Origin of the sequence: Micromonospora sp. WMMD736 (assembly GCF_049179015.1) — a bacterium.
In the GTDB taxonomy this organism is placed as follows: domain Bacteria; phylum Actinomycetota; class Actinomycetes; order Mycobacteriales; family Micromonosporaceae; genus Micromonospora.
Genome location: NZ_JBMHMI010000001.1, coordinates 1,229,995 through 1,242,006 on the forward strand (window position 1 = coordinate 1,229,995; position 12,012 = coordinate 1,242,006).

At 73.5% G+C, this 12,012-nt stretch carries 8 protein-coding genes and 1 pseudogene; 4 read left to right on the plus strand and 5 right to left on the minus strand.

Annotated elements, in window-relative coordinates:
* Nucleotides 1–41 precede the first annotated feature (41 nt).
* The 5 genes from ACN269_RS05450 to ACN269_RS05470 all read right to left on the minus strand — a co-directional run bounded on the left by ACN269_RS05450 (nt 42) and on the right by ACN269_RS05470 (nt 4,334).
* Entirely contained in the window at nt 42–980 is a 939-nt protein-coding gene (locus ACN269_RS05450; protein WP_421471338.1) for a lysylphosphatidylglycerol synthase transmembrane domain-containing protein, read from the minus strand.
* Between the two features lie 63 nt (nt 981–1,043).
* Complete coding sequence (locus ACN269_RS05455) at nt 1,044–1,868, minus strand: class I SAM-dependent methyltransferase (RefSeq protein WP_421471339.1); 825 nt, start codon at nt 1,866–1,868, stop codon at nt 1,044–1,046.
* Nucleotides 1,865–2,932 (minus strand): glycosyltransferase family 4 protein, encoded by a 1,068-nt coding sequence (locus tag ACN269_RS05460; protein ID WP_421476208.1) that lies wholly within the window; start codon nt 2,930–2,932, stop codon nt 1,865–1,867. Before ACN269_RS05460 ends, ACN269_RS05455 begins: the two co-directional genes overlap by 4 nt.
* Before the next feature lie 17 nt (nt 2,933–2,949).
* On the minus strand, nt 2,950–3,348 hold the full coding sequence (locus ACN269_RS05465) for a 6-pyruvoyl trahydropterin synthase family protein (protein WP_357169592.1): 399 nt from the start codon (nt 3,346–3,348) through the stop codon (nt 2,950–2,952).
* A gap of 2 nt (nt 3,349–3,350) precedes the next feature.
* Nucleotides 3,351–4,334, minus strand: coding sequence for a dehydrogenase (locus ACN269_RS05470; protein WP_421471340.1), 984 nt, complete (start codon nt 4,332–4,334; stop codon nt 3,351–3,353).
* 93 nt (nt 4,335–4,427) lie between these two features.
* Here ACN269_RS05470 and ACN269_RS05475 point away from each other — a divergent pair, with 93 nt between their 5' ends.
* The 4 genes and pseudogenes from ACN269_RS05475 (at nt 4,428) to ACN269_RS05490 (ending at nt 11,954) form a co-directional block, all read left to right on the plus strand.
* A complete protein-coding gene (locus ACN269_RS05475; protein WP_421471341.1) occupies nt 4,428–5,273 on the plus strand; it encodes a CDP-alcohol phosphatidyltransferase family protein in 846 nt (281 codons plus the stop codon).
* Nucleotides 5,270–7,006: a sulfatase-like hydrolase/transferase gene (locus tag ACN269_RS05480; protein ID WP_421471342.1), complete on the plus strand. Its 1,737-nt coding sequence runs from the start codon at nt 5,270–5,272 to the stop codon at nt 7,004–7,006. Before ACN269_RS05475 ends, ACN269_RS05480 begins: the two co-directional genes overlap by 4 nt.
* Nucleotides 7,007–7,115: 109 nt before the next feature.
* Nucleotides 7,116–8,489, plus strand: a pseudogene (locus ACN269_RS05485) (choice-of-anchor A family protein); the annotation flags it as partial.
* Between the two features lie 105 nt (nt 8,490–8,594).
* Nucleotides 8,595–11,954, plus strand: a complete 3,360-nt coding sequence (locus ACN269_RS05490) for a DUF7507 domain-containing protein (protein WP_421476210.1) — start codon at nt 8,595–8,597, stop codon at nt 11,952–11,954.
* Nucleotides 11,955–12,012: the final 58 nt, after the last annotated feature.

Sequence of the window (12,012 nt, forward strand, 5' to 3'; positions counted from 1 at the left end):
CGCCGCGGGACGGCGGCGACGCGTACCGTTTCACCACTGAATCAACAGCCGCCAACCGAGGCGGCTTCCCGATCGGTGGTGGGTTCGCGGGCCCGCCGGGCGAGCAGCACGGCCGCACCGGGCAGGCTGGCCACCAGCACGAGCGCGCCGTAGACGGTGGCGGTGGCGACACCCTCGGAGGCGCTGAGACCCGCCGCGCCGAACACCCAGGCGGCCACCCCCTCGCGGGGGCCGAAGCCCGCGACGTTCAGGGGCAGGCCCATCGCCAGCAGGGCGAGCAGGGTCAGGGGCAGCAACCTCGTCAGCGGCGCGTCGGACCCGGCGGTCCGGGCCGCCACCAGGAAGGTGGCCAGGTGACCGGCGACCATCACGGCGGAGGCGACCAGCACGCCGAGCCAGGTCCGCCGGCCCAGCAGCCCGGCCCGCACGTCGGCGACGGCGGTCCGCACGCCACGCGCCCACCGGGACCGTCCGGTCCCGGGCGACAGCCGAGCCAGGAGTACGGCGGCCAGCCCGACCGCCACGAGCAGCGCGGCGGCGACCGGCAGGTACGGACGCACCGGGGACGGGAACGCCGCGAGCACGACCAGGGCGACGCCCACCAGGACCACCTGACCGGCGGTCCGTTCCCAGACGACCGCGCGGATGCCCCGGCTGACGTCGCCGGCGTCGCGGCCGTGGCGCACCGCCCGGTGCACGTCCCCGAGCATCCCGCCGGGCAGGGTCGCGTTGAGGAACACGGCCCGGTAGCAGTGCGCCACCGCGGTCGCGAGTGGCAGCCGCACGCCGAGGCCACCGGCGACGAGACTCCACCGCCACGCGGCGCAGACCGTGGTGAGCGCGCCGATGAGCAGGGCCGCGGCCAGCGCCGGGGCGTCGATCAGCCGTACGCCGACGAGGAACGCGCTGCCGCCCACCTGCCACAGCAGGACGGCGAGCAGGCCTACCCCGCCGACCACTCGTGCCCAGGCCCACACCATCGACGCCGGTCCTCCCTGATGATCGTCCACTCTCTTAGTGCACGTACCCAGGGTGTGGATGGTTCATCCGCCGGCCAGCAGGTCCCGGTGCTCGACCACTACTTCCAGCCGGCCGGCCGCCGCCTCGGCCAGCCGACGTTCGGCGTACGCGCCGGCCGGGCCGGCCAGGTCGGGCCGCTGCTCGCAGGCCGCGCCCAGCCAGCCCCGGAACCACTCGGCGGCCAGGTCGGCCTGTTGGGGGCCGAGCCGCCACGGCGTGGGCCGCTCGACCACGGGCACGCCCCGCCGGGCGAAGGCGGCGGCGGTGACGGCGGCGGCGTCCGGGCCGAGCAACGGGCGGCCGTCGACGGTACGCCGCTGGTGCGCGTTGAACGCCTCTTCGACTGCGGCGTCGAGCGGGTCCTCGGGGGTGAGCCGGACCCGCCCGGTCACCGAGATCGCGAACAGGGCGGGACGGCCGGCGTCGACGCAGGCCCTGACCACCCGTTCGACCTCCTCGGCGGTCAACATGTCCAGCAGCGCGGACGCGGTGACCAGCGCGCCGTCGGACAGGTCGGCGGCGCTCAGCCGGGTCAGGTCGCCGTGGCGGGTGTGGACGGTGACCGGTGCTCCGTCGGCGGCGGTCACCCCCGCCATGCTGTCGGCGGCCCGGGCCAGCAGGTCGGCGTCCCGGTCGTGCAGCACCCACCGCTGGGGGCCGGTCAGCCGGGCAGCGAGCCAGCGGCTCATCGAACCGGTGCCGCTGCCCAGGTCGTGGATCACGATCGGGTCGTGGCCGGCCAGCCGGGGGCGGACGGCGTCCACCAGGTCGGCGGCGCGGGCCGCCGCGTCGGCCGGCTCGCGCAGCCGCAGCCACTCGGCGAACGGCAGGGTCTCCTCGACGGTCACCCCGTCACCTCCTCCAGCACGGCGGCCAGGCGCGCGGTCGTCACCGGCCAGTCGGTCAGGGTGTCGCGGCGGGCGAGCGCGGCGCGTCGCAGCCGGGACCGCAGCTCCTCGTCGCCCAGCCACCGGCTCAGCGCGCCGGCCAGGGCGGCCGGATCGTCCGGTGGGACCAGCAGACCGGGCACGACGCCGTCGGGGGCGCGACCGAGCGCCTCGGGCAGGCCCCCCACGTCGGTGCCCAGCACCGGCACGCCCCGCGCGAGGGCCTCGGTGACGACCATCCCGTACGTCTCGCCCCGGGAGGGCAGAACCAGCAGGTCGGCGGCGGCGTACGCGGCGTCGAGCGCCGGGCCGGTCAGCGGGCCGGCCAGCCGGACCCGTTCCGCCAGGCCGGCACCGGCGAGCCGGTCGCGCAGCTGGCGCACCAGCTCGGGTTCCCGGGTCAGCGTGCCGGCACACACCAGCGTCCACGGCGTCTCGGCCAGCACGCACAGGGCGTCGACCAACAGGTCGTGACCCTTGTGGCGGGTGACCGCGGCGACGCAGAGCAACCGGTCACCGGTCGCGCTGCCGCCAGTCGTCACCGGCGCGGGCGTCACCCCGGGCGGTGCGACGTGGACACGCCCGGCGGGCACCGCGTGGCAGGCCAGCAGCCGTCGGCGGGTCCACTCGCTGGTGGTGACGACGGCTCGGGCGGTGGCCAGCGCGCGGCCCTCGGCCTCGTCGTCGAGCGGCATGTGCACCAGCGGAACCAGGCGCAGTCGCGTCGCGTGCGGGGCGAGCAGGTCCGGCACGGTCGAGGCGATCAGGCCGTCGACGAGCAGCACGGCGTCGTCCGACATGGTGGCGAGCAGCCGGGCCAGCGCGGCCCGGTCGGCCGGGTCGGGGTGCGGCCACGCGCCGGGTACCGGGTGCTCGTGCACGGCCCAGTCACGCTCGGCGAGCCCGGCGCAGACCCGCCGGTCGTACGTGTTGCCACCGCTGGGCGCGCCCGGGTCGTCGATGTCCCCGGGCAGAACGACGTGCACCGTACGTCCGCGCCGAGCGTCGGGGGCGTGGGCCGGCATCGGCCGGCCCGCGTCGATCACAGCGACCGCTCGTAGCTGGCCCAGGCGACGTGTGACTCGTGCAGGGTGACGGTGATGCCGGCCAGCTCCCGCGCGCCGGCCCCCAGGTCACCGGCGTGCACCCGCTCGGCCAGTCGGTCGGCCACGGTACGGGCCAGCACCTCGGTCGTGGTGTTCATTCCGGCGAACGCGGGCTCGTCGTCGAGATTGCGGTAGGACAACTCCCCGACCACGGCCCGGAGCTGCTCGGTGGCGAGCCCGATGTCCACCACGATGCCGTCGGCGTCCAGGTCGGGCCGGCGGAAGGTCGCGTCCACCACGAACGTCGCCCCGTGCAGGCGCTGGGCCGGGCCGAACACCTCGCCCCGGAAACTGTGGGCGATCATCATGTGATCCCGAACGGTCACGCTGAACATGGTCACTCCCCGTCGTCGTAGGTGATGAGGTGGCAGAGGGCGGGCAGGTCGCCCGAGCTCAGTCGGGCGAGTACGTCGGGCAGTTCCGGGAACCGGGACGCGCCGGTGATCAGCGCGTCGAACGCCGGGTCGTCGAGCAGGTCCAGGGCCAGCGCCAACCGGTCGGTGTAACTGCGGCGACCGCGCCGGGCGGGCGCGACCATGCCGACCTGGCTGCTGCGGACGGTGAGCCGTCCCGAGTGGAACGCCCCACCGAGGGACACCTGTACCTGGCGGTCGCCGTACCAGCTCAGCTCGATGACCTCGCCCTCGGGCGCGAGCAGGTCCAGCGCCTGTTGCAGGCCGGCGGAGGTGGCGCTGGCGTGCACGACCAGGTCCCGGTCGCCGGTCGCGTCGGCGGGTCGGGCGAACCGGACGCCGAGCGCACCGGCCACGCCCGCCCGGCGGGCGTCGGTGTCGACCAGCTCGACGTCCACACCGGGGAACCGCGCCAGCAGCGCCGCGACGCAGCAGCCCACCATGCCCGCGCCGATCACGCTGACCCGGTCGCCGACCAGGGGCGCGGCGTCCCACAGGGCGTTCACGGCGGTCTCCACCGTGCCGGCGAGCACGGCGCGGGCGGGTGGCACGTCGTCCGGCACCGGCACCACGGCGCTCGCCGGCACGACGTACGCGCTCTGGTGCGGGTGCAGGCAGAACACCGTGCGCCCGCGCAGGTCCGGCGGTCCCTGTTCGACCACGCCGACGCTGAGGTAGCCGTACTTCACCGGGCCGGGGAAGTCGCCCTCCTGGAACGGGGCGCGCATCGCCGCGTACTGGTCGGTGGGCACCCGACCGGCGAACACCAGCGTCTCGGTGCCCCGGCTGACCCCGGAGTAGCGCGCCCGGACCAGCACCTCGTCGGGGCCCGGGACGGGTAGCGACACCGGCCGGATCTCCGCCGCGCCGGGTTCGCGCACCCAGCAGGCGTACGCCTCGCGGTTCACCCTCGTACACCTCACCTTTTGTCCCGGTCGAACCGAACGGCCCTGATTTCCGTGTTCCCTGTCGGGGTCGTCGATCATAAACACGGAGGTACGGTGCCCACAGTTCGAAGCGGTCCGGTGATCGGGCTTACCGCACAGCTGGTCGTGCTGGCGACGCTGGCCGCCACCGTGGGTCTGGACCCGGCGGGTTGGCTGGCCGGCGTCGGCTACGCGGCGGTCACCTGCCTCGCGTTGAGTCGGGGCCTGCACCTGTCCGGCGCGTCCCGGCTCGGTCCCGCCGACCGGGTGACGTTGGCCCGGGGCGTCCTGGTCGGCGCGGTAACCGCGCTGGTGGTGGACTCGTTCGACCGCCCGACGCCGGTGGGGCTGCTGGTCGCGCTGAGCGCGGTGGCCCTGCTGCTGGACGCGGTGGACGGTCAGGTCGCCCGGCGTACCGGCACGGTCAGCGCCCTGGGGGCCCGCTTCGACATGGAGGTCGACGCGTTCCTCATCCTGGTCCTCAGCGTCTATGTCGCTCCGGCGGCCGGGAGTTGGGTGCTGGCCATCGGCGCGATGCGGTACGCCTTCGTCGCGGCCAGCGCGGTGCTGCCCTGGCTGCGGGGCACGTTGCCGCCACGATTCTGGCGCAAGGTGGTGGCCGCCGCCCAGGGAGTGCTGTTGACGGTGGCCGCCGCGGGGGCGCTGCCGGAGCCGTGGACCACGCTGGTGCTGGTGGTGGCGTTGGCGCTGCTGGTCGAGTCGTTCGGCCGGGACGTGGCCTGGTTGTGGCGTCGCCGGCCGGCGCCCCGGTCGGCTCGCGCCCTGCTGCCGGTGCCCGCGCCGACGCTGCCGGCGCCCACCGCGACGATGCCGGTGCGCACGACAGCGCTGCCGGTGCCCACGCCCGCGCTGGCGGCCCGCTTGGGCGGTACGGTCCACTCCGACTGGAGGCCCCGATGACACGTCCCGCTGGACGAGGCCGACTGACCGGCCGGCTGCCCGGGCGCTCCGCGTCGGCCGACGACGCCGGTGGCCGTACTCCGGTGGTGTCGCCCGCATCGCGCGGCCCGGCGCGGCGGGCGGTGCGGTGGGTGGGCACGGCGCTGGCGGTCCTGCTGGTGTACGCCGTCCTGGTCGGACCGGACCGCCTCGGTGAGCTGACGCCCGGCGCGTTCGTGCGCATCCCGCTGGAGGGTCTGCTGGTCGCCGCGCTGCTGCTGGCGCTGCCGCACCGCCCCCGGCGGGCGGTGGTGGCCGTGCTCGGGCCGCTGCTCGGCCTGCTGGCCATCGTGAAGCTCGCCGACCTGGGCTTCCGTACGGCCCTGGACCGGCCGTTCGACCTGGTGCTGGACTGGCTGTTGCTGGACGACGCGTTCGGCTTCGTCCGGGACTCGGCGGGGCGGGCCGGCGCGCTCGGCGCGGTCGTCGGCGTGCTGCTGCTGGTCGCAGCGCTGCTGCTCGTGGTGACCGTGGCACTGCGACGGCTGGCGTCACTGCTGGTCGACCACGAGCGGACGGCGACCCGGACGGTGGCCGCGCTGACGGTCGCCTGGGTGGTCTGCGCGGTCGCCGGGGCGCGGATCGTCCCGGGTGTGCCGGTGGCCGACGCCGGGACCACCGCGCTGGTGGGCGCGCACGCCGAGCAGGTGGACACGCGGCTGCACGACCGGAGGCGGTTCACGGCCCAGATCGACGACGACCCGTTCCAGGACGCCCCGGGCGAGCGGTTGCTGACCGGGCTGCGCGGCAAGGACGTGGTGCTGGCCTTCGTGGAGAGCTACGGGCGCGACGCCGTCGAGGACCCGGAGTTGGCACCGCAGGTCAACGCGGTGCTGGACGCCGGAACCGCGAGCCTGCGCGCGGCCGGGTACGGCTCCCGCAGCGGCTTTCTCACCTCCCCCACGTTCGGCGGGGGGAGTTGGTTGGCGCACGACACCCTGCTGTCGGGTCTGTGGACGGACAACGAACAGCGGCACCGGAGTCTGCTGGCGAGCGACCGGCTCACCCTCAACGGCGCGTTCCGCCGGGCCGGCTGGCAGACCGTCGGGGTGCTGCCGGCGGCGACCCAGCCCTGGCCGGAGAAGGCCTTCTTCTCGTACGACCGCTACTACGACGCCGAGGCGCTCGGCTACCGGGGGCCGAAGTTCAGCTACGCGCCGATGCCCGACCAGTACACGCTGTCCTTCTTCCAGCGGCAGGTCCGCGCCGACGCGGACCAGCCGATCATGGCGGAGATCCCGCTGATCTCCAGCCACTCCCCGTGGACGGCGGTGCCCCGCATGATCTCCTGGGACGCGGTGGGCGACGGGTCGGTCTACCACGATCAGGCCACGGTGGAGGACGGCGACCCGGGCGACGCCGGCCGGGCGCGCGCCGGCTACCGCCAGGCCATCGCCTACTCGTTGCAGGCGCTGATCTCCTACGTGCAGACCTACGGCGACGACGATCTGGTGCTGGTCTTTCTCGGCGATCACCAGCCGGCTCCGGTGGTGACCGGCGAGGGCGCGAGCCGGGACGTGCCGATCACGATCGTCGCCCGGGACCCGAAGGTCTTCGCCGGGATCGCGGGGTGGGGCTGGCAGGACGGGCTGCGTCCCGGCCCGCAGGCGCCGGTCTGGCCGATGGATTCCTTCCGCGACCGGTTCCTGACCGCGTTCGGGTCGACGTCGCCGCCGCTGGCCGCGCCGCGCTGAGCGTGTCGCCGCCGCTGGCCGTGCCCGGCTGAGCTATTCGGACAAAAGACCCATATAGTTACAACTGCCTCGTTACGCTTTCGCTCGCACAGGGAGCAACGGGGGCGTGATGAGAATTTTTACGTGGGGCAGCCGCGGATCGCGGACGACGGCGCTGCTGGCCGTCGGCGGAGTACTGGCGGTCACCGGCCTGCTGCCGGCGTCCGCCGCACCCACCCGGGTCAACCGGGTGCTCGCCGCGGTCGACGAGGCCATCGGGCCGGTGGACCCGGTCGCCGAGGCACTGAGCTTCGGGGTGATGACCGAGGGCGACGCCAACGTGGTCAACGACGAGAACGAGGGCACCCTCGCCGTCGGCGGTGACCTCACCTTCGGCAACTACCAGCTCGCCGGCGCGACCGCCGGCTCGTTCGTCGTACCGGGCGACGCCCGCCCGAGCGCCCTCGTCGTCGGCGGACGCGTGAACTTCGCCGGCAGCGTCGGCGGCACCCGCCTCCAGGTGCTCTCCAACGGGTACGCGAAGATCGGCAACCTGACCGGCACCGTCGTCCGCGACACCGACAACAACGGCGCCCAGGTCAACACCCGGATCCTGCCGACGAACAACTACGACGCGTTCCCCCGGGTCGAACTGGTCACCCGGCAGCCCGTCCCCAGCGTCGGGCCCACCTCGCCGATCAACTTCGGCGCGGCGTTCGCCGCCTTCCGCGACACCACCGCCGGCCTGGCCACCTGCGACAACACGGTGGTGCTCCGGACGCCGAACGGCGACGTGCTGCCCCGGCCGATCCCGCCGGGCAGCAACGCCGTGGTCACCCTCACCCCGGGTGTGACGAACGTGCTCAACCTGACCGCCACCGACCTGGCGAACATCGCCATCCTGACCTTCGCGAACCAGCCCACCGCCAGCACCCCGCTGCTGGTCAACGTGGACACCACCGGCGTCGGCAACACCTTCGCCTGGACCGCGCCGAACTTCGCCGGCATCGGCGGCGAGCAGGCGCGGTACGTCCTGTTCAACTTCCCAACCGCGACCGCGCTCACGCTCACCCCGCAGGCGGCCACGGTGGAGGGCACCATCTACGCCCCCAACGCCAGCCTCACCGACCTGTCGCCCAGCAACACCGAGGGCAGCGTCATCACCCGTACGCTGGACCATCGCGGCGGCGAGATCCACTACTTCCCGTTCGGCACCACGCTCTCCTGCGAGGGCGCCACCCCGGCCGACATCTCGCTGATCAAGGCGTCGACGACGACGTTGATCACCACCGTGGGCCAGCAGGTGCCGTACTCGTTCCACGTGGTCAACACCGGTGGCGTGCCGCTGACCGGCATCTCGGTGGCCGACACCCAGACGCCGCCGTCGTCGAACGCGAACCTCGGCCCGATCACCTGCGCCGCCACCTCGCTCGCGCCCGGAGAGCGCACCGCGTGCACCGCCACCTACACCGTCACCCAGGCCGACCTCGACAACGGCGGAGTGACCAACACGGCCACCGCCCGGGGCACCCCACCCGTCGGTCAGCCCGTCGTCTCCGACCCGGACAGCCTGACCATCCCGGCGCAGGTGCTCGCCGCCGCCGTCGCCGTGGTGAAGTCGTCCACCACCGCCTCGATCACCACGGTCGGGCAGCAGGTGCCCTACCGGTACCTGGTCACCAACACCGGCGGTCTGACGCTCACCGGCATCGCCGTCACCGACGTGCAGACCCCGCCGTCGTCGAACGCGAACCTCGGCCCGATCACCTGCCCACAGACCACCCTCGCACCCGGGCAGTCCACCACCTGCACCGCCACCTACACGGTCACGCAGGCCGACCTCGACAACGGGCGGGTCGCCGACACCGCCACCGCGCGGGGTACCCCACCGACCGGCGCGCCGGTGACCTCACCGCCGTCCACGCTGACCATCCCGGCGTCCGGGCTGACCTCGTCGATCGCGGTCACCAAGACCTCCACCGCCGCCTCGATCACCACCGTCGGCCAGCAGGTGCCGTACGCGTTCCACGTCGTCAACACCGGCGGTCTGACGCTGACCAACGTGAACGTCACCGACGTACAGACGCCACCCTCGTCCAACGACGACCTCGGCCCGATCACCTGCGCCGCCACCACCCTGGCCCCGGGGGCGCGGACGACGTGCACCGCCACCTACACGGTGACCCAGGCCGACCTGGACAACGACGGCGTGACCAACACCGCCACCGCGCACGGCACCCCGCCCGGCGGTACGCCGATCGACTCGCCACCGGCCACGCTGACCATCCCGGAGACCGGCCTGGTCGCCTCGATCACGGTCGTCAAGACGTCCACCACCGCGACGATCACGACCGTCGGCCAGCAGGTGCCGTACGTGTTCCACGTCGTCAACACCGGCGGACTCACCCTGACGAACGTCACCGTCACCGACGCGCAGACGCCACCGTCGTCCAACGCCAACCTCGGCCCGATCACCTGCCCACAGACCACCCTCGCCCCCGGGGCGCAGACGGACTGCACGGCCACCTACACGGTCACCCAGGCCGATCTGGACTTCGGCCGGATCAGCGACACCGCGACCGCGCGGGGCACCCCGCCCGGCAGGCCGCCGGTGCAGTCCCCGCCGTCGACGTTGACGATCCCCGGCGACGCGCCCGCCCCGGCCATCTCGCTGGTGAAGTCGTCCACCAGCGCGACCATCAGCTCGGTCGGCCAGCAGGTGCCCTACCGCTTCCTGGTCGCCAACACGGGCGGTGTCACGCTCACCAACGTCAACGTCACCGACGTGCAGACGCCACCGTCGTCGAACGCCAACCTCGGCCCGATCACCTGCCCGCAGACCACCCTCGCACCCGGCGAGACCACCACCTGCACGGCCACCTACACCGTCACCCAGGCCGACCTGGACAACGACGAGGTCACCGACGTCGCGACCGCGCACGGCACCCCGACCGGCACCGAGCAGCCCGTCGACTCGGACCCGTCCACGCTGACCATCCCGGCGGCCGACGTCACCCCGTCGATCGCGGTCATCAAGTCGTCGACCACGGTGGCGATCGACGCGGTCGGCCAGCAGGTGCCCTACCAGTTCCTCGTCACCAACACCGGCGGTGTCACGCTGACCAACGTCAACGTCACCGACGTGCAGACACCGCCCTCGTCCAACGCGAGCCTCGGCCCGATCACCTGCCCGGTGACCACCCTCGCACCGGGTGAGTCGACCACCTGCACCGCCACCTACACCGTGACCCAGGCCGACCTCGACAACAACGCGGTCGCCGACACCGCCACCGCGCACGGCACACCGCCGAACAGCGAGACGCCGGTGGACTCACCGCCGTCCACGCTGACGATCCCCGAGTCCGGGCTGGTGGCCGCGATCTCGGTGGTCAAGACCTCCGAGGTCACCACGATCGGCATGGTCGGCCAGCAGGTGCCGTACCGGTTCTTCGTGGTCAACACGGGCGGACTCACGCTGACCAACGTGAACGTCACCGACGTGCAGGCGCCGCCCTCGTCCAACGCGAACCTCGGCCCGATCACCTGCCCGGTGACCACCCTCGCACCGGGTGAGTCGACCACCTGCACCGCCACCTACACCGTCACCCAGGCCGACCTCGACAACGACGGGGTCACCGACACCGCCACCGCGCACGGCACGCCACCCCGGGGTACCCCGGTGGACTCGCCGCCCTCGACGCTGACCATTCCCCAGGCGGGTGTCGTCGCCGACATCGAGGTGATCAAGTCGTCGACCACGGTGGCGATCACCGCGCCGGGCCAGCAGGTGCCGTACACCTTCCTGGTGGTCAACACCGGCGGCCTCACCCTCACCGGGGTAACGGTGAACGACACCCTGCTGCCCCCGTCCCCCCGCGCCGAACTCGGTGAGATCACCTGCGGTCCGCAGAACATCCCGAACGGCCAGGTGACCCTGGAACCGGGCGGGTCGATCCAGTGCCGGGCGACCTACACGGTGACCGAGGAGGACTTCACCGGCTCGTCGCTGCGCAACGTCGCCACCGCCACCGGCACACCCCCGTACGGGCCGCCGCCGGTCTCGCCGCCGTCCCCGCTGGACATCCCGATCCCGCACCCGGCGATCACCATCACCAAGTCGGCGACACCCAATGTGGTCGCGACGGCCGGAGACGTGGTCACCTACCGGTTCGTGGTGAGCAACACCGGCAACACCCCACTCACCTCGGTGACCGTCGACGAGACGGAGTTCTCCGGAACCGGCACGCCCGGGGCGATCACCTGCGGCACCCCTCCCGTCGGAAACGGCAGCGTCACGTTGCCCGCCGGGGCGAGCACCACCTGCACCTCGACCTACACCGTCACGGCGGCGGACATCGCGGCCGGCCGGATCACCAACACGGCCGTGGCGGCCGGCACGCCGCCGACCATCCCGGGCCAGCAACCACCCGCACCGGTACGCTCCGAGCCCGTCACCGCCGAGGTCACCGCCACCCGGGGCGCGGCCATCACGGTGGTGAAGTCCAGCAGCACCGAGAAGATCTACCGGCCCGGTCAGCAGGTGCCGTTCCAGTTCGTCGTCACCAACACCGGGCAGGTGACGCTGACCGACGTCACGATCACCGACACCCTCACGGCGCCGGCCACACCGGCCAACCTCGGTCCGATCACCTGCGGACCGGACCGGACCCCCAACGGCGCGGTCACCCTGGCCGCGGGCGCGGCGGTGACCTGCACGGCGACGTACACGGTCAGCAAGGCCGACATCCACCACGGGTCGGTGCGTAACACCGCGACGGCGACGGGCACCCCGCCGGACGGCCCCGCGCCGGTCGCGCCCGAGTCGACGATCACCATTCCGGTGAAGGGCAAGCTGCCGGTGACCGGTACGGCGTTCCCGATCGGCGGCTGGATGGCCGTCGGGGTGCTGGCGGTGCTGCTCGGCGCGGCGCTGCTGGTGGTCGTCCGGCAGCGCAGACTCCGCGCCTAGCGGACGGAGGTCGCGGGGGTCGGACCGGAGGGGAACCGGTCCGGCCCTCGCGGTAGGT